The sequence below is a fragment of the Streptomyces sp. NPDC001970 genome (genome assembly GCF_053594115.1).
The window spans coordinates 1-25,275 of sequence record NZ_JBSFDW010000047.1; the positions used below are offsets into that span (position 1 = coordinate 1).

Below are 25,275 nucleotides of genomic sequence, written 5' to 3' on the forward strand. Positions count from 1 at the left end.
TCCAACTGCCCGCCGACTACACCACGGCCCTCGGCATGGAACACCGCGTCATGCTCGAACTCGAACAGGACCACATCGGCGTCTGGCCCGACGACACGCATGGGGGCTGACCCGGCTCCAGGTCATGCGGCCCGGCTGATACGACTGCGACGCACGCGAGGCGAGCAGGCCCCGCCAGTCCATCGGCGCCTGTCCGGTTCCGTCGAACCGGCCCGCGCCACGCCTGCCGCGGCCGTGTCCGGTTCGACGGAACCGGACAGGCGGCCGGTCGCTACGCCCGCTCCCGCACCAGGTGGACCGACGTGCTCGACCAGTCCCCTGCCGGCAGATCCAGCACGAGTCCGTATCCCGCCAGAACCGCACCGTGGTGCACCACCCCGGTGCGGGTGTCGCGGTAGCGCGCGGCCGGGTCCAGTCCGCCCGGACGGACCGGGACGCGAGGGCTTCCGTGGCGTTCGGTGGAGCGCCACGCCAGCAGCAGCGCCTCCCCGGAGTCCGGCGCGGTGTACTGCACCACGGTCGGCCCCGCGCCTCCGGGTTCGCCGAGCCGGTGGAGAGCGCCGTGCTGCACGAGGTGACGTACCGCCTTGTACTCCGCCACCAGGCCGGCGGCCTCGGCCAGCTCCTCCGGCGACCAGGCGTTCAGGTCTCCGCCGATGGCCAGCAGCCCCGCCATCGCGACATGGAAGCGGAAGCGCAGGGGGACGCTGCGCCGCGTCAGCTGGTTCGGTACGTCGGTGACCCAGGCCGCCATGGCCCGCGCCGGGTAGATCTGGCCGAAGCCGTGCTGGATGGAGATCCGGTCCAGCGCGTCGGTGTTGTCGGAGGTCCACGCCTGGTCCGTGCGCGCGAGGATGCCGAGGTCGATCCGGCCGCCGCCACCGCTGCACGCTTCGATACGCAGGTCCGGGTGATCGGCGCGGAGCCGGTCGATGATCCCGTACAGCCGGCGCACGTACCGGGTCCACAGCAGGTCCGAGCCTCGCTCCTGCTCCGGCCAGCCGGCCTCGCTGAAGGCGCGGTTCATGTCCCACTTCAGGAAGTCGATGCCCTCGTCGCCGACCAGCCGGGTCAGCCAGCCGTAGGTGAAGTCGGCGACGTCCTGGCGGGCGAGGTTCAGCACCAGCTGGTTACGCAGCTCGGTACGGGTACGGCCGGGGACGTGCAGGACCCAGTCCGGGTGCTTGCGGTACAGGTCGCTGTCCGAGTTGACCATCTCCGGTTCCACCCACAGGCCGAAGCGCATGCCGAGCCGGTGGACCTCCCGGACCAGCGGCCCGAGGCCCCGGGGGAAACGGTCGGCGGCCGGGGTCCAGTCGCCGAGGCCCGCCCGGTCGCTGCGGCGCGCGCCGAACCAGCCGTCGTCCAGCACGTACAGCTCCACGCCGAGGGAAGCCGCCCGCGCGGCGAGCGCCAGCTGGCCCTCCTCGTCGACGTCGAAGCCGGTGGCCTCCCACGAGTTGTAGAGCACCGGTGCCGGCTCTTCGGGGTGCGGCAGGACGTGGGCCAGGGTGTACGCGTGCCAGGCGCGGCTGACCGCGCCGAAGCCGCCCTCGCTGTACAGGCCCGCGAAGGCGGGGGTGGTGAACTCGTCACCGGGGCCCAGCGGCAGCGCGACGCCTTCGTGGCCCGCTCCCCCGGTGAGCCCGACCCGCCCGTCGGGTGTGCGCTGGACGGTGATCCGCCAGCTGCCGCTCCAGGCCAGGGCCGCGCTCCACACCCGCCCGTGTGTCTCGGTCGCCGTGCCGTCGTCGACCATCACCCACGGGTTCGTGTGATGGCTGGTGATGCCCCGGCGGCTGGTCAGGACCGTCTCGCCGTGCGGCAGGGGCTCCCGGCGCAACTGGGTCTCCGCCGACCACTGGCCGGTGACGTGGCCGAGCCGGTAGCCCGGCAGCGGCGGCAGGGACCAGGCCGCCGAATCGGCGCGCAGCACTTCGACCGCGGCGTCGCCGTCGTTGCGCAGCACCAGCCACCGCTCCACCACGTCGGTGTCCTCACGGACCCGGTAGTGGAGCGCGACCCGCAGCGGATGGATCCGGTCGCGGAAGGACAGTTCCAGTTCGTGCACCCCGGGGGCCGGCTCGGCGACCCGGTGACCCTCGGGCTGCCATTCGAAGCCGCGTGCGCCGTCGGCGAAGCGTACCTGGAGGGACGGCGGGCCGAAGCGTGCGCCTCCGTCGACGGGCAGTTCCTCGCCCACGCCCGGTCGGCCCTCGAAGCTGCTGTGCGGCGGCGCCGGCGGGGCGACGAGCTCTGCCGTTTCGGCAAGCGCCAGCCGCGGACCCCAGGCCACATGGCACGGCGCCCCGGACTCGTCGACCCGCAACGCGTACGAGGTGTGCGGGGTGTTCAGCAGCCAGAGCCCCGTGTCCGGGGCGCAGGAGATAACCGTCATGGATCCTCACGTGGGAGAGCGGCGCTACGTGCAGACGACACCCAAGTCCCCCATGCATCGCCTGTCAATACCCCCTACGCGGCTGCCTTTTGATGGGGCCGCACGTCACTGAGCCCAATTTCCATGGATGCCGTTTCTTTCATTGACAGCAGAAAAGAATGGGCCGTAGGTTCCCGGCCATGCACCCGCCCCCTCGTCCCGAGGCGTTCCCGGTCCATACGCCGGCCGCACCTCAGATCTTCACCATCGTGCTGTCCCACGGTCCGTTGACCCGGGCGGAGATCGCACGACGGGCCTGTCTGTCCCCGGCGGCGGTGACCAAGGCGGTCCGGCCTCTGATGGAGACCGGATATCTGGTGGAGGACGTCGGCGAGGAGACCCGTGCGGCACTGGGGCGCCCCGCGAACCCCGTGCGTGTCGACGGCGGCCGGGCCCTGTTCATCGGGGTCAAGGTGACCGGCGACGAGATCATCGCCGTGCTGACCGACCTGTGCTGCCGCATCCGCGTCGCCCGGCACGTGCCGCTCGACGACCGCGAACCCAAGGTGGTGCTCGCCGCGTTGACCGATCTGGTCCTCGAACTGCTCACCGAGGCCGAGGGGTTCGGGGTGCAGGTCCGGGGCGTGGGCGTCGCGGTGTCGGGCGATGTGGACCGGGCCGGCGGGACGGTGCGCTACTCGCCGTTCCTGGAATGGCGGGAGGTTCCGCTGGCGGAACTGGTCGCCATGACCACCGGGCTGCCCGTCACCGTCGACAACGACGTGCGGGCGCTGACCGTGGCCGAGCAGTGGTTCGGCGCGGGAGTGGGACTGTCCGACTTCGCGCTGGTGACCGTGGGCGCCGGCATCGGCTGCGGCCTCGTCGTGGGCGGGCAGGTCGTCTCAGGCGCGCACGGGGTGGCCGGCGAGATCGGGCACCTCTCCCTCGACCCGGCGGGCCCGCAATGCCACTGCGGCAACCGCGGCTGTGTGGAGGCGATCGCCGCCGACTCGGCGATCGTCCGCGACGTACGGACCGCCACCGGGATCCCGGTGGTCGACGCCGCCCAGGCCCTGGAGCTCGCCCACCGCGGCGACCCCGCGGCCAGGCAGGTGTACGCCCGGGCCGGCGAGGCCATCGGACGGGCCATCGGGTCCGTGGTCAACCTCCTCGGCCCCGAACGAGTGATCATCTCCGGCGAGGGGCTCGCCGCCTACGACCTGTTCGCCGAGCAGATCCGCGATGCGTTCGCCGCATCCGCCTTCGGCACCGCCGCGCGCTGCGACGTCAGGACGCATCCGCTGCCCTTCGAGGAGTGGGCACGCGGGGCCGCGGCCACCGCCATCCAGTCCTTCATCAGACCAAACACGCACAAGGAGTAGCGATGACGCTGCAGAGCCGCAATCCGTCACCGGGTCCGACCGCGGCCGGACCCCGACGCCGCAGTGTGGTCGGAGGGCTGTTCGGCGTCGGTGCCGCTGCCCTGGCCGCACCCCTGCTCACGGCCTGCGGGTCGGGGGCGGCGGCCGATCCGAAGACCGTGACCTTCGGGTCCAACGGCGCGGACGCCACGCCCAAGTCCGCCTACGCCGCCCTGACGAAGGCATTCGGCAAGGACAGCGGTCTGACGGTCAGGACGAACACCGTCGACCACGACACCTTCCAGAAGAGCATCTCCACCTACCTCCAGGGCACGCCGGACGACGTGTTCACCTGGTTCGCGGGCTACCGCATGCAGTACTTCGCCAAGAAGAAGCTGTGCAGCCCCCTCGACGACGTGTGGGAGAAGATCGGCTCCGGCTTCAGCGAGGCCACCAAGCAGTTGTCGCGCGGCGAGGACGGCACGTACTACTTCGTCCCGCTGTACAACTACCCGTGGGCGGTCTTCTACCGCAAGAGCCTGTTCAAGGAGCGGGGTTACGCGATACCCCGCACCTGGGGCGAGTTCACCGCGCTCGCCAAGCAGATGCAGAAGGACGGCCTCCAGCCGATCGCCTCCGGCTACGGCGGCGGCGACAGCTGGAGCATCCTCGGCGCCTTCGACTACCTCAACCTGCGCACCAACGGGTACGACTTCCACATGTCGCTGATGCGCGGCAAGGTCTCCTGGACCGACCGGCGCGCCACCGCCACCCTCGACCACTGGCGGGAGCTGGCCCCCTACTACCAGAAGGGCGGCGGCGGCCGGTCCTGGCAGGACGCCGCCCAGTCGCTGCTCGACAAGAAGTCCGGCATGGCGATCATCGGGCTCTTCCTCGGCCAGCAGGTCACCGACGAGTCGCTCCGCGCCGACATCGACTTCTTCCCCTTCCCCGAGATCGACCCCGCCCACGGCCAGAACACCGTCGAGGCCCCCACCGACGGCTTCATGCTCAGCCGCAGGCCGAAGAACGAGGAGGGCGCCAAGCGCTTCCTGGAGTTCCTCGGCAGCGCGCAGGCGGAGAACCTGTACATGGGCGTCGACCCGAGCAACGTCGCCGTCCACGCGGAGGCCGGCACCGGCTCGTACAACGCCCTGCAGAAGAAGTCCGCCGAACTCATCGCCTCCGCCGAGCACATCACCCAGTTCGGCGACCGCGACAGCGACCCCGGCTTCATCTCCACCGTCGTGCTGCCCGGCCTGACCGAGTGGCTCGGCCACCCCGACGACGGCTCCGCACTGCTGAAAAAGATCGAGTCCCAGCGCTCGCGCTTCTTCACCTCCTGAACCGGGGTCGGAATGACCGTGTCCTCCGCGCCACCTGTTCCGACCGGCTCCCCCACGCGGCCCCCGGCACCGGAAGACTCACCGCGCGCCCGGCGCCACCCGAGACCGCGCCGGCTCGGCGCCGGCGACCGGCTCTTCCTGACCGTCATCGTCGGCATCCCGCTGCTGGCGCTGCTGTTCTTCGTGTGGCTGCCGGCGCTGGCCTCCATCGGCCTGTCATTCACCGCCTGGGACGGCATCGCGCTGTCCGACATCCGCTGGACCGGCCTGGACAACTACCGGGAGATCTTCACCAATTACCCGCCCTTCTGGCCGGCCGTGCAGCACAACGTGGTCTGGCTGCTGTTCACCGTGCTGCTGCCCACTCCCCTGGGCATCTTCCTCGCGTACCAGCTCGACCGGCAGCTGCGCTTCACCCGGATCTACCAAACGGCGATCTTCCTGCCGATGGTCCTCGCCCCTGCCGTCGTCGGACTCATCTGGGAGATCGTCTACAACCCCGACAACGGGCTCCTGAACGGCATCATCGGCGCGGTCGCCCCCGGCCACCACATCGACTGGCTCGGGGATCCCGACCTGAACCTGTGGGCCGTCCTCGTCGCCTCCGGCTGGCGGCACACCGGCTACATCATGATCCTCTATCTGGCCGGGCTGAAAGGCTTCGACCCGGCGCTCAAGGAGGCCGCGGCCCTCGACGGTGCAAGCGAGTGGCAGACCTTCCTCCGCGTGGTCTTCCCCGCCCTGCGGCCGATCAACGTCATCATCCTGGTCGTCACCGCCATGGAGTCGCTGCGGGCCTTCGACGTCGTCTACATCCTCGGCGGCGGCGTCGGCAGCAAACCGGGCATGGAACTGCTGTCGCTGCTGATCACCGACAACATCGTCGGCGAGTCCAGCCACATCGGGTACGGGTCCGCGCTCGCCGTCGTCCTCCTCGTCGTCTCGCTCGCCGCCATCGGGACCTTCCTGGTGCAGAACTTCCGCAAGGAGGAACGGTGACCACGACCGTCCCGTCCCGATACGGCACCGAGGACTCCGGGCGCGCCCCGGCCGCCGTGGGCGGCTCCGCAGCGGCCCGGCGGCAGACCCGCCGCCATCTGCTGCTCGGCGGCATCGCCCTGCTGTGGCTCGTGCCGCTGCTGTGGGCCGTCTACACCTCACTGCGGCCCTACTCCGACACGACCCGCAACGGCTACCTCTCCTGGCCACGCGGTATCTCGCTGGACAACTACACCGACGCCTGGGCCCAGTCCGGGATGGCGCACTTCTTCTGGAACTCGGTCGTCATCACCGTCCCCGCGGTGCTGGGCACCCTGCTGTTCTCCGCGGCCGTCGCCTTCTACGTGTCCCGCTTCGACTTCCGCTGGAATCTCGCCCTGCTCATGCTCTTCACCGCGGGCAACCTGCTTCCGGCCCAGGTCCTCATCACCCCGCTGTACCGGCTGTACCTGCTGATCCCGCTGCCGGCATGGATGACCGACTCGCTGCTGCTCTACAACTCCGCCTGGGGCATCATCGCCATCCACGTCGCCTACCAGTGCGGCTTCTGCACCTTCGTGCTCAGCAACTACATGAAGACCATCCCCAAGGAGATCTTCGAGGCGGCGCAGGTGGACGGCGCCCCCGTGTGGCGGCAGTTCTTCCAGATCGTCCTGCCGCTGTGCCGGCCGGCCTTCGCCGCGCTGGCCACCCTGGAGTCGATCTGGATCTACAACGACTTCTTCTGGCCCCTCGTGCTGATCGAGTCCGGCGACAAGCGGCCCATCACCTCGGCGCTGGCCAATCTCCAGGGCCAGTACTTCACCAACCCCAACCTCATCGCCGCCGGCGCGCTGATGACCGCGATCCCCACCCTGCTCGTCTACTTCGCCCTGCAGCGCCAGTTCATCAGCGGACTGACCATCGGCTCCGGCAAAGGCTGAGCACCCCCGCTCCCACACCCGCCCCGCACGCCCGTCACCCGAACCAGGAGGTCCGGCCCATGAGGTCATCCCCCGACCCCGCCGTGTCCGTACGCCCCGCCCGCCGCACCACGGGGGCACTGCTCGTGCTCGCCCTCACCGCGGGCCTCACCACCCTCGCCCCCGCGCCCGCCGGAGCGGCCGCCGCCTCCCCCACGACGGCGGTCGACTCCGGCGTCGCGGCCAAGCCGTACATGGGCTGGACGAGCTGGAGCATGCAGTCCTCGAAGTATCCGGGGCTCAATCCCGACGGCGACTACAGCTACCTCACCGAGAAGAACGTCCTGAAGCAGGCCGACGCCATGGCCGCCAAGCTCAAGCCCTACGGCTACGAGTACGTCAACATCGACGCCGGCTGGTGGCGCGACATGGACTGGACGCCCCGCTTCGACGCGTACGGCAGACAGGCCGCGGACCCCGGCCGCTTCCCCCGCGGGATGAAGGCGGTCGCCGACCACATCCACGCCAAGGGCCTCAAGGCAGGCATCTACCTTCCCGTCGGCCTGGAGAAGGAGGCGTACGGCGAGGGCAAGGTCCCCATCTGGAACGCCGAGGGCTGTACGACGGCCGACATCGTCCACGGCGACCTGCGCACCACGAACGGGTGGGACAGCGCCTACAAGATCGACTTCTCTCGTCCCTGCGCCCAGAAGTACATCGACTCCCAGGCGCAGATGTTCGCCGACTGGGGCTACGACTTCCTCAAGCTCGACGGCGTCGGTCCCGGCTCCTTCAAGTCCGGCGAGAACTACGACAACGTTGCCGACGTCGCCGCCTGGCAGAAGGCCATCGCCGCCACGGGCCGCCCCATCCACCTCGAACTGTCGTGGTCGCTGGACAGAGGCCATGTCGCCGACTGGAAGAAGTACTCCAACGGCTGGCGCATCGACACCGACGTGGAGTGCTACTGCAACACCCTGGTCAGCTGGGAGAACTCGGTCGACGACCGCTTCGACGACGCCCCCGCCTGGACCCGCCACGCCGGCCCCGGCGGCTGGAACGACCTGGACTCGCTCAACGTCGGCAACGGCGAGATGGACGGCCTGACCAAGGCCGAGCGGCAGAGCTACGCCACCCTGTGGGCCATCTCGAAGTCGCCGCTCTACACCGGGGACGACATCACCCGCCTCGACGCGTACGGCCTGTCCCTGCTCACCAACCGGGAAGTCATCGCGCTCAACCAGGGCGGCACGCCCCCGGCCCGCCCGGTCACGCCCGCCGGCGACCAGCAGGTGTGGGGCGCGAGGAACCCCGACGGCAGCTACACCGTGGCCCTGTTCAACCTCGGTGACGCTCCCGCCGCGGTGACCGCCGACTGGCCCGCCTTCGGATTCACGGGCAAGGCCAAGGTCCGCGACCTGTGGAACCGCGAGAACCTCGGCACGTACCACAACAAGATCACCCAGGCACTGCCCGCCCACGGCTCCCGTCTGTTCACGGTCACCCCGCAAGGCCCGGTCCAGCCCAAGACCGCGTACGAGGCGGAGGCGGCGAGCAACACGCTCAGCGGCAACGCCTCGGTCGCCGACTGCGGTTCGTGCTCCGGCGGGAAGAAGATCGGCAACCTCTACCTCGGCGGCAAGCTCACCCTGAACGGCATCCACGCGGACAAGGCCGGGCGGTACGTCGTCGACATCGCCTACGTCAGCGGCGACGCCCGTACCGTGCTCATCTCCGTGGGCGACGGCGGATTCACCAGCCACAAGCTGCCCTCCACCGGGGACTGGGGAACCGTCGAGACCGTGAGCGTTCCCCTGAGCCTCAAGGCGGGTGCCAACACCGTCACCTTCGACAGCGGTGACGGCTACGCCCCGGACATCGACCGGATCCTCGTACCCGATCCGTCCTGACCGAACGCCGGTGCCCGGTCCCGTGGACCGGGCACCGGCGCCCTCTGCCCCGGCCTCGCCGCCCCGGCACGCCCCCGCCTGCCCGCTCCTCCCGGAACGGAGTGCACAGTGGACACCCAGCCCACCGATCAGCCGGAACACCTCCCCAGCCGCCGCGGCCTGCTCTCCCTCGCCGCCACCACCGGCACCCTCGCCGCCCTCGGCGGCCTGCCCGCCTTCACCGCCTCCGCCGCACCCCGGCGGCCCACCGTCTCCCCCATGCCGGCCGAGGGCGCCGCCACCGAACTGTGGTGGCAGGCCCCCGCGGACGACGGATCGATGATCGAACAGGGCCTGCCCGTCGGCAACGGCCGTCTCGGCGCGCTCGTCGGCAACGACCCCGGCAGGGAGCGCCTCTTCCTCACCGATGCCACCATCTGGACCGGCGGTCTCAACGACACCCTCGACAGCGACGGGCAGTTCCCCTACGCCCGCGAGAACTTCGGCTCCTTCACCCTGCTGGCGAAGCTGACCGTCGGCATCCCCGACCACGACATCTCCGCCGTCTCCGACTACCGTCGCGCCCTCGACCTTCGTCAGGGTCTGGTCAGCGCTGCGTACGAACGCTCCGGCGTCACCTACCGGCGGCAGATCTTCGCCAGCCGGCCCGACGACGTCCTGGTCGCGCACTTCACCCAGAGCGGCGGCGGCCGCTACACCGGCGCCATCAGCCTCGACGGCACCCACGGCGAGACCACCACCGCCTCACCGGCCGGCCCGTACGCGTCCTTCGGCGCCGCCTTCCCCAACGGTCTGCGGTACGGGGCGGCCGTGACCGCCTACGGCAGCGGCGGCACCGTCGCCGTCGACGGCCCGCGAATCACGTTCAGGAACTGCACGAGTCTCACCGTCGTCGTCAGCGGCGGCACCAACTACGCCCCCGACGCGGACAGGAACTACCGCGACACCTCCCTCGATCCCGAGCGGCTGGCCCGCACCAAGGTCCTCCGGGCCGCCGGGCACCCGGCGAGCACCCTCCTCCACACCCATGTCGCCGACCACCGCGCGCTGTTCGAGCGCATGGACCTGACGCTCGGTACCTCGACCGCCCAGCAGCGCGCCATGGACACCTGGGAGCGGCTCAAGGCACGCGCCACCGACGGCGACCCCGACCCCGAACTCGAGGCCGCGTACCTGCAGTACGGCCGCTATCTGATGATCGCCGGGTCCCGCGGCAGCCTCCCCCTGAACCTCCAGGGGCTGTGGCTCGACGGCAACGACCCGGACTGGATGGGCGACTACCACACCGACATCAACATCCAGATGAACTACTGGATGGCCGACCGGACCGGCCTGTCCGACTGCTTCGACGCCCTCACCGACTACTGCCTGGCACAGCTGCCGTCCTGGACCGACCTCACGCTCGAACACTTCAACGACCCGCGCAACCGCTACCGCAACTCGACCGGCAAGATCGCAGGCTGGACCGTCGCGATCTCCACCAACATCCACGGTGGCATGGGCTGGTGGTGGCACCCCGCCGGCAACGCCTGGCTGTGCAACTCCCTGTTCGAGCACTACGAGTTCACCCAGAGCCGCACGCACCTCGCCCGCATCCGGCCGATGCTCAAGGGTGCCTGCGAGTTCTGGGAGGCACGACTGCTGACGATCACCGTCACCGACCCCGTCACCGGGGCCGAGAAGGACGTGCTCATCGCCGACAGCGACTGGTCGCCGGAGCACGGCCCGCTCGACGCCAAGGGCATCACGTACGCCCAGGAACTCGTCTGGACCCTGTTCGACAACTACCGCACCGCCTGTGCCGTCCTGGGCGAGGACACGGCGTACGCCAGGACCGTCGAGTCCCTGCAGCAGCGGCTGTACCTGCCCCGGGTCAGCCCGACGACCGGCTGGCTGGAGGAGTGGAGGTCTCCCGACAATCTCGGCGAGACCACCCACCGGCATCTCTCGCCCCTCGTCCAGCTCTTCCCCGGCGACCGGATCCGCCCCGACGGCTCCACCCCCGAGGAGATCGTCGACGGCGCCACCGCCCTCCTGGCCGCCCGCGGTATGGAGAGCTTCGGCTGGGCCAACGCCTGGCGCAGCCTGTGCTGGGCCCGCCTCAAGAACGCCGACAAGGCCTACCAGCTCGTCGTGAACAACCTGCGCCCCTCCAGCGGCGGAAGCAACGGCACCGCCCCCAATCTCTTCGACATCTACGAAGTGGAACGAGGGCGCGGCATCTTCCAGATCGACGGCAACTTCGGCACCCCCGCCGCGATGATCGAGATGCTGGTCTACTCCCGCCCGGGCCACCTCGAACTGCTGCCCGCCCTGCCCGCCGCCTGGGCCGCCTCCGGAAAGGTCACCGGCGTGGGCGTGCGCGGCGGATTCGTCGTCGACCTCCAGTGGAAGGACGGCCGGCCGGTCCGGGTCACGGTGCGCAGTGTGGGCGGCCGCACGACCACCGTCTCGTACGGGGACGTCTCGCGGAAGATCTCCCTGGCGCCGGGGCAGTCGATGACCCTGCACGACCTGGGACGGTGAGCGGCGTGCGACGGCGCATCCCCGTCCCGGTCGACACCGGTCGTCGGCGTCGGCTCACTGCGCTATTGGCGCTGGTCGTGACCGCGACCTGCCTGTTCGCCTCACCGGCCGCTGCCGGCCAGGCAGTTTCCCTCACACCCGTTGCCTCCCCGGCCGGGACGCACGAGGTGGTCACCTGGGGTGCGAGCGCCGACCGTATGGGCGACGCGGTCCCCGACCGCAGCTACCGGCTGATCGTGCGCACCAGCGCCGCCGGCACCGGGACGCGCATCCGTCTCTCGAACGCCTTCGGCGACCGCCCCGTCACCTTCGGCAGCGCCTACGCCGGCATCCAGAAGGACGGCGCCGCCCTCGTTCCCGGCAGCAACCGGCGTCTGACCTTCGGCGGCAGCCGGTCCGTCACGGTGGGCGCCGGGCAGACGGTCCACAGCGACCCGATGCCCGGACGGCTTCCCCCGGCCGCCACGCTCGTCGTCAGTCTCCATGTGACGCAGGCCGGCGGACCCGCGACCGGCCACGGCATGGCGATGCAGACCTCCTACACCACCGCCGGTGACCACACGGCCGAGGAGAGCGCCGTCGGCTGGACCGAACGGACCGGCTCCTGGTACTACCTCGACGCCGTCACCGTGCGTACGGAGCCGGGGACCGGTGCCGTCGTCGCCCTCGGCGACTCCATCACCGACGGCTGGCAGTCCGCGAGCGACCTCAACCGCCGCTGGCCGGACTACCTCGCACGCCGTCTCCAGGCCACGGACGGCACGCCGGTCAAGGGGGTCGCGAACGAAGGCATCTCCGGCAACAAGGTCCTGGCCGACGGAGCCGGGCAGAGCGCCCTCAACAGACTCCAGCGCGATGTTCTCTCCCACCCAGGGGTCAGCACCGTCTTCCTCTTCGAAGGCGTCAACGACATCAAGGCGCACAGCGGAGTCACCACCCAGGACATGATTGCCGGCTACCGCGAGATCATCGACCGCACGCACGCGGCGGGCAAGTGCATCGTCGGTGCGACCATCGCGCCCTTCAAGGGCTGGTACGAGTGGGACGCGGCGGCCGAGGCCGTGCGCCGGCAGGTCAACGAATTCATCAGGACCAGCGGTGAATTCGACGCCGTCACCGACTTCGACCGCACCCTCCGCAGCCCCTACGACACCGAACGCATGCTCCCGTCCTTCGACGGAGGCGACCATCTGCACCCCAACGACAAGGGCATGCAGGCCATGGCCGACTCCGTGGCCATCGCGTCCCTCACCTGCCACCGCCAACCCGTCTGAGGCCCACCGGGAGGTCGGTGGAGCGTTCACGATCTGAAGGGAGAGGCCGGGACACGAGGGTTTCGGCGTGAGGGTGGCCGGTAGGACAGGAGCCCTCGGTCGGGCGCTCCCCGTTCACCCGGCTGCCCTGGCCCTGATCCCCCCGGCGGCACCGATGTCGCACCGCGGCGCCTGCGGGACTGGCGTCGCAGGAGCACCGGCTCGGTCACGCCCGCAGGGCCTCGTAGTTCACATGCATGAACTTGCTGCGCATCGCCCTGACGCTTCGTCAGGGCGATGCGCGTCTTCAGAAGTTACACGCACATCATCTTGACGCGCCTGGTCCAGACCTTTAGCTTCACCGTTCAACAGCGGTCACGCATTCAAGTATCTGATCGAAGGTCAATCTCATGCCTCGACAGCAACAGCGCCCTGGTGCCGCACGCATCAGGAAGAGTCCGTTACTCGCCGTCCCCCTGCTGGTCGCCACCCTCCTGGCCGCGCTGATCGCCGGTCCCGTGGGCGGCCGCGCCGAGGCGGCCCCCGCCACGTTCGTCCACCCCGGTGTCCTGGTCTCCCGCGGCCAGCTCGACTTCACCCGTGAGAAGGTCAACGCCGGTGCGCAGCCCTGGAAGGGCGCCTACGACCAGATGATGGCGAGCAAGTACGCCTCGTTGTCCCGTGTTCCGAAGCCGCGGGCGGTCGTGGAGTGCGGCTCGTACTCCAACCCCAACTACGGCTGCACGGACGAGCGCGAGGACGCCATCGCCGCGTACACGCTCTCCTTGGCCTGGTACGTCACCCGAGACAGCCGGTACGCCCAGAAGGCGATCGAGATCATGGACGCCTGGTCCGGCGTGATCAAGGATCACACGAACTCCAACGCGCCCCTGCAGACAGGCTGGGCCGGATCCTCCTGGCCGCGGGCCGCCGAGATCATCCGCTACACCTACACGGGCTGGCCGCAGGACCGGGTCGACCGCTTCAAGACCATGCTGCGCACCGTCTACCTCCCCGAGGTGGCAGGGGGCTCCCACTCGAACGGCAACTGGGAACTGAGCATGACCGAGGCCGCGATCGGCATCGCGGTCTTCCTCGAGGACCGCGCGGCGTACGACAACGCGGTCGGCAAGTTCCGCGGTCGCGTCCCGGCCTACATCTACCTGACCAGCGACGGCAGCCTGCCGAAGACCGCGCCGGGCAGCGGCCTCGACACCCGGGACGAGATCGTCCGGTACTGGCAGGGCCAGACCACCTTCGTCAACGGTCTCACCCAGGAAACCTGCCGCGACCTCACACACACGGGTTACGGCCTCTCCGCCATCTCGCACATCGCCGAGACCAGCCGCATCCAGGGCCAGGACCTGTACCCGGAAATCGCGGAGAGGCTGCGCCACGGCCTCGGTCTCCATGCCAAGTACGAACTCGGCGAGGCTCCCCCGGGCTGGCTGTGCGGCGGCACCCTCCGCGACCACCTCGGCCCGGTCACCGAGGTCGGCTTCAACGCGCTGCACGGCCGCATGGGCATCGCGATGACCAACACCCAGGCCCTCACCGAGCGAAACCGCCCGGCGGGCACCAACAACCTCTTCGTCGCCTGGGAAACCCTCACCCACGCCGCCAACCCCCGCTGACCGAGCCACGCAAGGGAGATCACACCCCCCATGAAGATATCCCTCGACCGGCGCCTGCCGCTGTACGCGGCGGCACTCGCCGTCGCAGCGAGCGGACTGACCGTCGCCACCGGATCCCCGGCCACCGCGGCCACCGGACGCATCACCGGGATCGGAGGCAAGTGCGTCGACGTCGCCGGTGCCAACAACGCCAACGGAACACCCGTCCAGCTCTACGACTGCAACGGGACCGCGGCCCAGACGTGGGACGTCGCCGCCGACGGCACCGTCAAGGCGCTCGGCAAGTGCCTTGACGTCGCCTCGGGCGGAACCTCGAACGGCTCGGTCGTCCAGCTGTGGGACTGCAACGGCACCGCAGCCCAGCAGTGGACGGTGACCGCGGCCCGCGACATCGTCAACCCGCAGGCCGACAAGTGCCTGGACGCCACCGGAAACAGCTCCGCCAATGGCACCAGACTCCAGATCTGGACCTGTACCGGAGGCGCCAACCAGAAGTGGAGCGCGCCGGGCGGAGGCGGTACGGACCCGGTACCCCCCGGGAACATGGCCGTCGCGCCGTACCTCTACAACGGCTGGGGCAGTCCGCCGAACCCGACGACGGTCATGAACGCGACCGGGGTGAAGTGGTTCACCCTCGCCTTCGTCCTCAGCAACGGCTACTGCAACCCGCAATGGGACGGAGGCCGCCCCCTGACCGGCGGCGTGGACCAGCAGACGATCAACTCCGTGCGGGCGGCCGGCGGCGACGTGATTCCGTCGTTCGGCGGGTGGAGCGGCAACAAGCTGGAGAGCAGCTGCTCCAGCGCGGCCGAGCTGGCGACCGCGTACCAGAAGGTCGTCAACGCCTACGGTCTCAAGGCCATCGACATCGACATCGAGGCCGCGGCCTACGACAGCCCGGCCGTCCAGCAGCGCACGGTCGACGCGCTGAAGATCATCAAGGCGAACAACCCCGGGATCAAGGTGTACATCACCTTCGGCACCGGTCAGAACGGCCCCGACACCAGCCTCATCAGCAAGGCGGCCGCCTCCGGGCTGACCGTCGACAGCTGGACGATCATGCCGTTCAACTTCGGCGGCAACGGCCAGAACATGGGCACCCTCACCGTCCGCGCCGCCGAAGGCCTGAAGACAGCGGTCAAGAACGCCTACGGGTACAGCGACGACCAGGCCTACCGGCACACGGGCATCTCCTCGATGAACGGCATCACCGACGTCGGCGAGACCATCACCCCCGCCGACTTCCGCACCATCCTCGGCTACGCCCAGCAGCGGCACCTGGCCCGGCTGACGTTCTGGTCCGTCAACCGTGACCGGCCCTGCACCGGAGGCGGCGCCGACACCTGCTCGGGCGTCCCGCAGCAGCCGTGGGAGTTCACCCGGGTCTTCGCCTCCTACAACGGATGACTCCGGCTCCTCGCCGGCGCCTCCCCGCCCGCGTGCACACCCCTCACCCCTTCAACCCCCCCACAGGAGTAACCGTGCTCCCATCCAGACGCGATCCGGTTCCACGACGTCAAGCCCGGTCGGCGCACCGTGCGACACGATCCCTGACCGCCGCTCTCGCCTCCGCGGCCGTCGTGTGCTCGGCACTCCTCGCGCTGCCGTCCTCCCCTGCCGACGCGGCAGTCGCGCCCTCCGCGGCACCGGTGGCCGCAGCCGCGTTGCCCGGCGGCTGGGCCACCGTGGTGAACGCCGGCAGCGGCAAGTGCGTCGACGCCCGTGCCGCGTCGACCGCCAACGGCACCGCGGTGCAGCAGTACACCTGCAACAGCACCACGGCACAGCACTGGAGCTTCACACCCACCAGCGACGGCTACGTCCGGATCAACAACCGCAACAACCCCGACCAGGTCGTCGACGTCAGCAACGTGTCCACCGCCGACAACGCCGCCGTGCACCTGTGGGCGTACGGCGGTGGCAACAACCAGCAGTGGCAGGCCGTGGACGAGGGCGGTGGCGCGTACCACTTCGTCAGCCGGCACAGCGGCAAGTGCCTGGACGTGCCGTCCGCGTCCACCGCCGACAGCGTCCAACTGGTGCAGTACACGTGCAACGGCACGGCCGCCCAGCGGTTCCAGGTGACGCCCGTCAGCACGCAGCCCGGTGACGTCGACCTCGGTCCCAACGTGGTGGTCTTAGACCCGTCGATGCCGTCGTCGACCATCCAGAGCCGGCTGAACTCGATCTTCCAGCAGCAGGAGACGAACCAGTTCGGCTCCCAGCGCTACGCGGTGATGTTCAAGCCCGGCACGTACAACAACGATGTCAACGTCGGCTTCTACACCCAGGTCCTGGGACTGGGCCAGTCACCCGACTCGGTGACGATCAACGGCGGGGTCCACGTCGAGGCGGACTGGTTCCCGCCGCAGAACGCCACGCACAACTTCTGGCGCGGAGCAGAGAACCTGTCGGTCAATCCGACGGGCGGCACGGACCGCTGGGCGGTGTCGCAGGCCTCCGGTTACCGGCGGATGCATGTGCGCGGCAATCTCGAGTTGAGCGACGGCGGGTGGTCGAGCGGCGGTTTCATGGCCGACACCAAGATCGACGGCCAGGTGCGATCCGGCACCCAGCAGCAGTGGCTGACCCGCAACTCCCAGCTCGGCAGCTGGACGGGATCCAACTGGAACATGGTGTTCGTCGGCAGCCAGGGTGTTCCGGGCAACACCTTCCCCAACCCTCCGTACACGACGGTCGACCGGACGCCGACGGTCCGTGAGAAGCCGTTCCTGTACGTCGACAACACCGGCGCCTACAGGGTCTTCGTGCCCGCCCTGCGGACCGACTCGACGGCCACGACATGGGCGAGCGGGAACGCCGCGGGGACCTCCCTCGGCATGGACCAGTTCTTCGTGGTCAAGCCGGGCGCCACCGCGGCCCAGATCAACGCCGCGCTCGCCGAGGGCAAGAACCTGCTGGTCACACCCGGTGTCTACCACCTGAACCAGACGCTGCGGGTGACGCGGCCCGACACGGTGGTGCTGGGCCTAGGTCTCGCCACGTTCATCCCGGACAGCGGTGTCACGGCCATGACGGTCGCCGACGTCGACGGTGTGAAGATCGCCGGCGTCCTCTTCGACGCCGGTACGACCAACTCCCCCACCCTGATGGAGATCGGCCCGGCCGGATCCTCCGCCTCCCACGCCGCCAACCCGACATCCCTGCACGATGTGTACTTCCGCATCGGCGGAGCCGCCGTCGGCAAGGCCACCACCAGCCTGGTGGTCAACAGCGACCACGTCATCGGCGACCACATGTGGATCTGGCGCGGCGACCACGGCTCCGGCATCGGCTGGAACACCAACACGGCGGACACCGGCCTGATCGTCAACGGTGACAACGTGACCATGTACGGGCTGTTCGTCGAGCACTACCAGAAACACCAGACGATCTGGAACGGCAACGGCGGACGCACGTACTTCTACCAGAACGAGATGCCCTACGACCCGCCCAACCAGGCTGCCTGGATGAACGGTTCGACACAGGGCTACGCCGCCTACAAGGTCGCCGACTCCGTCACCAGCCATCAGGCGTACGGGCTCGGAAGCTACTGCTTCTTCAACGTCAACCCGAGCGTCACCGCCGAGCGCGCCTTCGAGGTCCCCAACAACCCGAACGTGCGTTTCCGCAACATGGTGACCGTCTCACTCGGAGGTACCGGCACCATCCGGCATGTGATCAATGACCGAGGCGGCCCCTCCAACGCGTCCACCAATGTGGCCAATCTGGTGAGCTACCCGTGAGGCGGCTCGCAGCTCGGCTGCTCATCCTGCTGGCGATGCTGATGGCATCGACCGCGACCCCGGCACAGGCCGCCCCGGCCGCCCCCGCCTTCAAGGTGATCGCCTTCTACAACGGAACGTGGGACGCGGCGCACATCGACTTCGTCAAGGAGGCCAACGAGTGGTTCCCGCGCACCGCCGCGGAGAACAACTTCAGCTACACGGCCACCACCGACTGGGAGCTGCTCGCGAACGGAGGGGTGAACAACTACCAGGTGGTGCTGTTCCTCGACGACGCGCCACAGTCCGCAGCCCAGCGTGCCGGCTTCGAACGCTACATGCGGGCGGGCGGGACGTGGATGGGCTTCCATGTCTCGGCGTTCACCACGAACGCCGGCGGGTGGCCGTGGTACTACAACCAGTTCCTCGGGAGCGGGAACTTCCGGTCCAACACCTGGGGCCCGACAACCGCGGTGCTCCGCACGGAGAACCCCACGCACCCGGCCGTCACGGGGCTGCCCGCCACGTGGACCTCATCGGTCAGTGAGTGGTACAGCTGGGCCAACGACCTGCGCACCAATCCGACCATCAAGGTCCTGGCGTCGGTGGATCCCGTGAGCTTCCCGCTCGGCACCGACCCCAACCAGTCCTGGTACAGCGGCTACTACCCGATCCTGTGGACCAACACCCAGTACAAGATGCTGTACGCGAACTTCGGGCACAACGCGATGGACTACGCCTCCAACACGCGTTTGTCCTCGACCTTCGCGAGCCCGACACAGAACCGCTTCCTGATCGACGGTCTGAAGTGGCTCGGCGGCGCGGGCGGCACCCCCGTACCGGACGACCCCATCTCCGAGACGTCGTGGTACTCACTGGTCAACAGTGGCAACGGGTCGTGCGTCGACGCACGGTCCGCCGCCACCGCCAACGGGACACCGGTCCAGCACTACACGTGCAACGGCACCGTGGCCCAGCAGTACCAGCTCCGGGCCACGGGCGGCGGGTACTACCGGATCGGGGTGCGCAACAGCCCGCAGCAGGTCATCGATGTCACCGATGTGTCGACGGCCGACAACGCCCCGCTGCAACTGTGGTCGTACGGGGGAGGCGCCAACCAGCAGTGGAAACCCGTGCGTGAGGCATCCGGCCGTCATCACTTCGTCGCCCGGCACAGTGGCAAGTGCCTCGGTGTGACGGCGGGCGCGCCGATCGGGACGCCCTTGGTGCAACGTGTCTGTGACGGATCGGGGGCGCAGAGCTTCCAACTGACCCTGCATCAATAGGCCCTCCGTGCCTTGACGGCGAGCCCGGGCATCCACCGTCGGATGCCCGGGCTCGCCGCTGCACGGGCCTGGTACTCCAGTGCAGTTTCGTGATCCACCCACTGGACTCGTCGGCGGACCGTCGTCGGTAGTGGCTACGACGCACTGTTGCCCGGTGGCGTCTGCGCCGGCACGACCTGTGCAGCACCCTGGCGGGGGACAGAACCGGCGGGGTGAGCGCGGCAGCGGGCAGGTGGCGGATCTCCGGGACGGTCAAGCCGATCGGGTCGCGGCTGCGGGCAGGGCGGTCGGGATCGGCACACCGCTCCGGAGCCGTGCCGGCAGCGACGGCGGCCGGGAGGCCGGGAGGCCGGGAGGCCGGGAGGCCGGGGCAAGCATGGCGAGCGTGACGTGCCGGTGCCAGGTGTCAGCACCCCACCAACATCATCAACAATCACAACATTGGTAATGGCCCGCGACGAACTGAGCCTCTCCACGTGATCAACTCGCATGGCCACCAGGGTCGGGCACCCTTCAGTCTCTCGTTGCACCGCGCTGAACAGCCTGAAGGCGACGCAGGCGACGCGTGTCGCAGTTTGGACATGGCGCATTTTTGACACGTGGGAAAGGTGGCAAGATTGGTTTGCCTGGCGGATGATTCCGGTTGGGCGGTGAACCACAGGTGTACGGAGGGGTTTTGCCCATGGCACGGAACCGCCTGACGGCGGCGACATCGACAGGATCAATGCTGATTGCCGAAGGTGTGCCGACCGTGCAGGTCGGCAGTCCCGGTCGGTCTCCGGCGAACCTGTAACGCCGTCGACTGCGCCCGAAAGCGGCGGCGATTCCGTGCCCTGACCCGTCCTTCGCCTGCGACATCACCGACACCTCCCCGGTCAACGGCTCAACACACGCCGACGAGCGGACACGTGGCGTGCAGAAGGGCGGCCGATTCGGTCGAGGTTCATATCGACGCCGGATGCCGTTCGTCTCCTGTGTCCCAGGTGAGACGCCCCGGATCTGTGCGGTCATGACACCCGCTCACAGATGTTGTGTCCAGATGTTGGGATAACAGAAAGGCTGTAAACACCAATGAGACGGATCCGCCTCTGGGCGGTGATATCGATGTCGGCGATGGTGGCGACGAGTGTGATCACGCCCGTCGCCGCCCAGTCCCCGCAGGGGACCGAGGCACGCACGCCGGCACCGCACGACCGCACGAATACCGTACGATTGATCACCGGCGACCTGGTCACCGTCAGCAACGCGCCGAACGGCAGGAAGACGGCCTCGGTGCAGCGCGCACCGGGCCGCGAGAACGTCTTCTTCCAGACCACCGAGAAGGACGGCACCCTCACCGTCCTGCCTTCCGACGCGGCGATGCTGGTCCTCACAAAGCAGCTGGACAAGGGGCTCTTCGACGTCACGGGCCTCATCGCCCAGGGGTACGACGAGGCCCACACCGACGCCCTGCCCCTGATCATGTCCGCGCCCAAGGGCTCGGCACGGTCGGCGGTCAAACGAGCGGACGCACTCGCCGAGTTCCACGAGGGCTCCGGCGAGCCGCGGCAACTGCCGAGCATCGACGCCCAGGCGCTGCGCGTCGCCGACGACGACCTGGCCGCCTTCTGGAAGCAGCTCGCACCTGCGGCGGGCGCGTCCGTGGCGAGCGCGGCGGCCGGGACTCCGAAGATCTGGCTGGACCACAAGGTGCGTCCCACGCTGGACCGCAGCACCGCGCAGATCAACGCGCCGGCTGCATGGGCTGCCGGTTACCACGGCGAGGGTGTCAAGGTCGCGGTCCTGGACACCGGCGCCGACCAGAGCCATCCCGACCTCGCAGGTCGCGTGATCGAGGCGAAGAACTTCACCGACAGCGACTCGACCGAGGACCGCCAGGGGCACGGCACGCACGTCGCCGCCACCGTCGCCGGCACTGGCGCCGCCTCGGACGGCCTGCGCAAGGGCGTCGCGCCCGGTGCCGACCTGCTGATCGGCAAGGTGCTCGGAGACAACGGCTCCGGCTCGTTCTCCGGGATCATCGCGGGGATGGAGTGGGCCGCCGCCCAGGACGCCAAGGTCGTCAACATGAGCCTGGGCGCGGACATGGAGACCGACGGCACCGACCCCATGAGCCTGGCGCTCAACGAGATCTCCCGCAGCACCGGCTCGCTCTTCGTCGTCGCCGCCGGCAACAGCGGCGCGAGGGGCGAGATGACGGTCGGGTCGCCCGGTGCGGCCGACGCCGCCCTCACCGTCGGCGCCGTCGACCGCGACGACTCGTTGGCACCCTTCTCCAGCCGCGGTCCGCGCCTCGGCGACAAGACGGTCAAGCCGGACATCACGGCTCCGGGCGTCGGGATCGTCGCCGCGCGCGCCACCGGTACGCAACTGGGCGCCCCGGTCGGCGACCAGTACGTCCAGTTGAGCGGTACCTCCATGGCCACGCCTCACGTGGCCGGTGCGGCGGCGCTGCTCGCCGGGCAGCACCCGGACTGGAGTGCGCAGCAGCTCAAGGACGCGCTGATCAGCACGTCCCGTACGGTGTCCGGCCAGAAGCCGACCGAGCAGGGCGGCGGCCGCGTCGACGTCAAGGCGGCGTTCTCCGCCCCCGTCACCGCCAGCGGCACGATCATCCTGGGCCCGTTCGACAGGGACGGATCCCCGGTGGAGCGGGCCGGCGTCGTCCGCTACACCAACCACTCCGACGACGAGGTCTCGCTGAGTCTGCGCGCCGCACTGGCCACCAAGAACGGCAGAGAGCTCCCCGCGCAGGCGCTGACGCTGGGCGCGGACACGGTCCGACTCGCCCCGGGGGCGACGGCGGAGGTTCCGGTCGGCATCGACCCCGCGAAGGCGGGCCGCGGCTCCTACTACGGCTACGTCACCGCCACGTCCGCCGACGGTGTGTCGGTCCACACCACGGTCAGCCTGTGGGTGCGCGCCCCGATGCACAAGCTCGCCGTCGAGGTCCACGACCCGGCCGGCGACCCCCTGTACTGGAGCGTGTGGCAGGTCTTCGGAGGGGACACGGACGTCCGGTTCACCAGCTTCAGCCCTCTGGTCGCCGAGGTCGAGGAGGGCACATACCAGATCGCCGGCACGTCGGAGCAACGGACCGCCACCGGCGTGCGGCTCTTCCAGGTCGTGGAGCCCGAGGTGAAGGTCACCAAGGACATGACCGTGACCCTGGACGCGCGTGAGGCCGAACTGGTGCGTGTGCAGACGCCCAAGCCCGCCGTGCGGCGCAATGACCTGTCGTACTCGCTGTACCGGAAGATCGACGAGACGCCACAGGACCTGACCATCAATTACGCGGGCGGCGCCGAGGCGGTGGACCTGTACGTGACCCCCACAGACAAGGTCACCGAGGGCGAGTTCGAGTTCAACACCCGCTGGGAGATGACGGCGCCTCGGATCAGGACCGAGGTCCGCGGCGCGGACATCGACCTGACGCCTTACTACATCCATGGGTCCATCCCGTTCGACTCCGAGGGGGAGCGGCTCACCGCCGTGGACGTGGGTACCAGGGAGAACCTGGACCTGCGGCCCAGCACCGTGCGGGGCAAGCTCGCCGTGATCCGCGACGAGGCCACGGAGAACGTTTTCGAGCTCGCGGAGACGGCTGCGAAGTCGGGCGCCAAGGGCGTCATGTTCGTCCTGCCCGAGTGGAGGACGGCCTGGACCGAATGGGAGCCGTGGTACTGGCGCTCCGCCATTCCCGTATTCCAGGTGGGGAGCGCGGCCGGCGGCGCGGAGCTGCTGCAGTACATGAAGAACCGCCAGGCCGTCGTCGACATCTCCGGGACGGTCGAGAGCCCGTACCTGTACGACATCAGGGCGATCTGGCCGCACCAGATCCCGCAGGACCCGACGTACACCGTCTCGGACCGCAACACCGCGCAGGTGAAGGCGTCCTACACGGACAACGGCGCACTGGACTGGACCGGCGAACAGCGCTTCGGCTGGCGTCCCCACCAGATGTACAGCTGGGAGACCTCTCGCTGGGTGCCGACGGGTAAGACACGCACCGAGTACGTCACCTCCGGGGACACGGAGTGGATGCACTACGTCAATTTCATGACCGCCGAGTACGCGGACTATCCGATGACGTCGGGCCTGCGGGACGCCCCCCGCACCTTCGGGGCGGGCGAGAAGGTGAAGGAGGAGTGGTACAAGGCCGCGGTGCGGCCGTCCATCCCGCGCGGCTGGAGCCGTCCCTCCGTCCGCAACGGTGACGTCCTTCGCCTGGCGATCCCGGAGTACACCGACGCGGTGGCCGGCCACTGGGGCCGCCAGCAGGCCCCCTCGCCGTGGGGAGTCCGGACGCCCGGAACGAGGGACATTCCGACCTACCCCCAGGGTGACACCGTGACGGCCGTCCTCCACCGCGACGGCGAGAAGGTCGGCGAGGCCGCAGCCGCCTGGGGGAACTTCCATGTCCCTGCCGGGAAGGCCGACTACCGCCTGGACCTGACGACCGAGCGCAAGACCGAGTACTGGCAGACCGGTACGAAGACCGCCACGTCCTGGACGTTCCGTTCGGACACCGCGGCGAAGGACGCACTGCTGCCCCTGCTCCAGGTCGACTACGGGGTCCCGGCCGACCTGTGGAACACCGTCGGCGGCGGGAAGCGTCACGAACTGGACCTGACGGTGCGGCACCAGGACGGGCTCGCCGCCCCTGTCGGGACCAAGCTCAAGGTCGAGGCGTCCTTCGACGACGGCAAGACCTGGAAGGGGCAGGTCCACGTCAAGGACCGCGGCCACAACAGGTTCACCGCCACCATCGAGCGGCCGGGCGACCACCGGCAGGGCGCGTACGTGACCCTGCGGGTCACGGCCTCCGACAAGGCGGGCAACACGGTCACGCAGACCGTGGAACGGGCCTACCTGCTCGGCAAGTGAGCAAGCGCCTCCGAGGGAACCCCGCGGAGGCGCCGACGGACCGTCGCGGCGGGTGCCGGGGGACAACCCCCGGCACCCGCCGTTCGTGGCATGCCCATCCATCCCGTCCGGGCTCCGCCGTCCAGGGCGGACTCCCACAGGCGCGTGGTCAGCTGCTGCAGAATGCCTCCAGGGCGGCCCGGCCGGCCGCCGCGGCAGGCGCCTAGCCAGGGGGCGTCGCGCAGGAGGCCGGCCGTCCCCTTCGGCTGACCCGACCCGACCCGACCCGACCTGACCCGACCCACGCCGACGCGACCCGCAGCGCGCGGCGGGGGACGGTCGGTGGGTGCGCTCCCTGCACCGGCCGGCCTCGCCCCACTCGCGGTCACATGCGCTGCGCGGCCGCGGCGGCGATCTGCCGGCAGTAGAAGTCGGTCGTGTTCTGGGTGTGACGGCGCATCAACTGCTCGGAACGCTCGGCGTCACCTTCGGCGATGGCGTTGATGAGGGTGGCGTGTTCGTTCCAGGCGTCCTTGCCGCGGGGCCGGGCGATGGGCATGTAGTACCAGCGCACCCGTCGGTCCACCTGGCGGATGAGCTCGGCGAGGACCTTGTTGCGGGACAGCTGGGTGATGAAGCCGTGCAGGGCGGCGTTGGCTTCGACGATGCCGCGTGCGTCGTCGGCCGTCAGGGCCGCGATCCCGGACTCCTGGAGCTCCCAGAGCCGGGTCACGTCCTGCTCGGTGGCGTAGAGCGCGGCGCCGTGCGCGGAGTGGGTTTCCAGTACGGCACGGACGCTGAGGAGTTGGGTTGCCTCCTCCGGGGTGGGGGAGTGGACGAAGGCGCCCTGGGCCGGCCGCAGATCGACCCAGCCGTCGGTCTGCAGTCGCTGCAGGGCTTCGCGTACCGGCTGGCGGCTCACGCCCAGTTGCTCGGCGAGCTCGGACTCGACCAGATGCTGGCCGGGTGTGAGGGAGCCGTTGACGATCAGTTCGATCAGGGTCTCGTAGACGGCCTGGCGAAGCGGGACCGGCCGGGTGACCCGCACGCCGGCCGCCGCGGAGCGTATGTCGCGCATGGGCCCCCTCAG

At 69.5% G+C, this 25,275-nt stretch carries 14 protein-coding genes and 1 pseudogene; 13 read left to right on the forward strand and 2 right to left on the reverse strand.

Annotation, left to right across the window (positions count from 1 at the left end):
* Positions 1 to 110, forward strand: a pseudogene (locus ACWCP0_RS36650) (ABC transporter ATP-binding protein); the annotation flags it as partial.
* Between the two features lie 161 nt (positions 111 to 271).
* Here ACWCP0_RS36650 and ACWCP0_RS36655 read toward each other — a convergent pair.
* Complete coding sequence (locus tag ACWCP0_RS36655; RefSeq protein ID WP_451083077.1) at positions 272 to 2,398, reverse strand: alpha-galactosidase; 2,127 nt, start codon at positions 2,396 to 2,398, stop codon at positions 272 to 274.
* 179 nt (positions 2,399 to 2,577) lie between these two features.
* Between ACWCP0_RS36655 and ACWCP0_RS36660 the strand changes: the two genes are divergently transcribed.
* The 12 genes from ACWCP0_RS36660 to ACWCP0_RS36715 all read left to right on the forward strand — a co-directional run bounded on the left by ACWCP0_RS36660 (position 2,578) and on the right by ACWCP0_RS36715 (position 24,206).
* Positions 2,578 to 3,759 (forward strand): ROK family transcriptional regulator, encoded by a 1,182-nt coding sequence (locus tag ACWCP0_RS36660; protein ID WP_451083078.1) that lies wholly within the window; start codon positions 2,578 to 2,580, stop codon positions 3,757 to 3,759.
* Positions 3,760 to 3,761: 2 nt separating this feature from the next.
* On the forward strand, positions 3,762 to 5,084 hold the full coding sequence (locus tag ACWCP0_RS36665; protein ID WP_451083079.1) for an ABC transporter substrate-binding protein: 1,323 nt from the start codon (positions 3,762 to 3,764) through the stop codon (positions 5,082 to 5,084).
* A 12-nt stretch (positions 5,085 to 5,096) separates the two neighbouring features.
* Complete coding sequence (locus ACWCP0_RS36670) at positions 5,097 to 6,083, forward strand: carbohydrate ABC transporter permease (RefSeq protein ID WP_451083080.1); 987 nt, start codon at positions 5,097 to 5,099, stop codon at positions 6,081 to 6,083.
* 101 nt (positions 6,084 to 6,184) lie between these two features.
* On the forward strand, positions 6,185 to 7,006 hold the full coding sequence (locus tag ACWCP0_RS36675; RefSeq protein WP_451083116.1) for a carbohydrate ABC transporter permease: 822 nt from the start codon (positions 6,185 to 6,187) through the stop codon (positions 7,004 to 7,006).
* Between the two features lie 59 nt (positions 7,007 to 7,065).
* Positions 7,066 to 8,895, forward strand: coding sequence for an alpha-galactosidase D (locus ACWCP0_RS36680; RefSeq protein ID WP_451083081.1), 1,830 nt, complete (start codon positions 7,066 to 7,068; stop codon positions 8,893 to 8,895).
* A gap of 108 nt (positions 8,896 to 9,003) precedes the next feature.
* Positions 9,004 to 11,421, forward strand: coding sequence for a glycosyl hydrolase family 95 catalytic domain-containing protein (locus ACWCP0_RS36685; RefSeq protein WP_451083082.1), 2,418 nt, complete (start codon positions 9,004 to 9,006; stop codon positions 11,419 to 11,421).
* 5 nt (positions 11,422 to 11,426) lie between these two features.
* On the forward strand, positions 11,427 to 12,695 hold the full coding sequence (locus ACWCP0_RS36690; protein ID WP_451083083.1) for an SGNH/GDSL hydrolase family protein: 1,269 nt from the start codon (positions 11,427 to 11,429) through the stop codon (positions 12,693 to 12,695).
* A gap of 389 nt (positions 12,696 to 13,084) precedes the next feature.
* A complete protein-coding gene (locus tag ACWCP0_RS36695; protein ID WP_451083084.1) occupies positions 13,085 to 14,308 on the forward strand; it encodes an alginate lyase family protein in 1,224 nt (407 codons plus the stop codon).
* A gap of 30 nt (positions 14,309 to 14,338) precedes the next feature.
* A complete protein-coding gene (locus ACWCP0_RS36700) occupies positions 14,339 to 15,715 on the forward strand; it encodes a ricin-type beta-trefoil lectin domain protein (RefSeq protein ID WP_451083085.1) in 1,377 nt (458 codons plus the stop codon).
* Positions 15,716 to 15,888: 173 nt separating this feature from the next.
* Positions 15,889 to 18,054 carry an RICIN domain-containing protein gene (locus ACWCP0_RS36705; protein ID WP_451083086.1) on the forward strand — a complete coding sequence of 722 codons (2,166 nt, stop codon included), beginning with the start codon at positions 15,889 to 15,891 and terminating at the stop codon, positions 18,052 to 18,054.
* Between the two features lie 35 nt (positions 18,055 to 18,089).
* Positions 18,090 to 19,319, forward strand: a complete 1,230-nt coding sequence (locus ACWCP0_RS36710) for a ThuA domain-containing protein (RefSeq protein ID WP_451083117.1) — start codon at positions 18,090 to 18,092, stop codon at positions 19,317 to 19,319.
* A gap of 1,071 nt (positions 19,320 to 20,390) precedes the next feature.
* The gene (locus tag ACWCP0_RS36715; RefSeq protein WP_451083087.1) at positions 20,391 to 24,206 is read left to right on the forward strand and encodes a S8 family serine peptidase; all 3,816 of its coding nucleotides are present in this window, start codon (positions 20,391 to 20,393) and stop codon (positions 24,204 to 24,206) included.
* Between the two features lie 364 nt (positions 24,207 to 24,570).
* On the opposite strand, the gene ACWCP0_RS36720 is transcribed toward ACWCP0_RS36715, so the two are convergent.
* The gene (locus tag ACWCP0_RS36720) at positions 24,571 to 25,263 is read right to left on the reverse strand and encodes a GntR family transcriptional regulator (protein WP_451083088.1); all 693 of its coding nucleotides are present in this window, start codon (positions 25,261 to 25,263) and stop codon (positions 24,571 to 24,573) included.
* Positions 25,264 to 25,275 lie beyond the last annotated feature (12 nt).

Bases quoted from the DNA above. Each gene is read 5' to 3' on its own strand.
- ACWCP0_RS36715 (WP_451083087.1), top strand. From the start codon at position 20,391: ATGAGACGGATCCGCCTCTGGGCGGTGATATCGATGTCGGCGATGGTG.
- ACWCP0_RS36710 (WP_451083117.1), top strand. From the start codon at position 18,090: ATGCTGATGGCATCGACCGCGACCCCGGCACAGGCCGCCCCGGCCGCC.
- ACWCP0_RS36655 (WP_451083077.1), bottom strand. From the start codon at position 2,398: ATGACGGTTATCTCCTGCGCCCCGGACACGGGGCTCTGGCTGCTGAAC.
- ACWCP0_RS36720 (WP_451083088.1), bottom strand. From the start codon at position 25,263: ATGCGCGACATACGCTCCGCGGCGGCCGGCGTGCGGGTCACCCGGCCG.
- ACWCP0_RS36695 (WP_451083084.1), top strand. From the start codon at position 13,085: ATGCCTCGACAGCAACAGCGCCCTGGTGCCGCACGCATCAGGAAGAGT.
- ACWCP0_RS36670 (WP_451083080.1), top strand. From the start codon at position 5,097: ATGACCGTGTCCTCCGCGCCACCTGTTCCGACCGGCTCCCCCACGCGG.
- ACWCP0_RS36660 (WP_451083078.1), top strand. From the start codon at position 2,578: ATGCACCCGCCCCCTCGTCCCGAGGCGTTCCCGGTCCATACGCCGGCC.
- ACWCP0_RS36665 (WP_451083079.1), top strand. From the start codon at position 3,762: ATGACGCTGCAGAGCCGCAATCCGTCACCGGGTCCGACCGCGGCCGGA.
- ACWCP0_RS36680 (WP_451083081.1), top strand. From the start codon at position 7,066: ATGAGGTCATCCCCCGACCCCGCCGTGTCCGTACGCCCCGCCCGCCGC.
- ACWCP0_RS36700 (WP_451083085.1), top strand. From the start codon at position 14,339: ATGAAGATATCCCTCGACCGGCGCCTGCCGCTGTACGCGGCGGCACTC.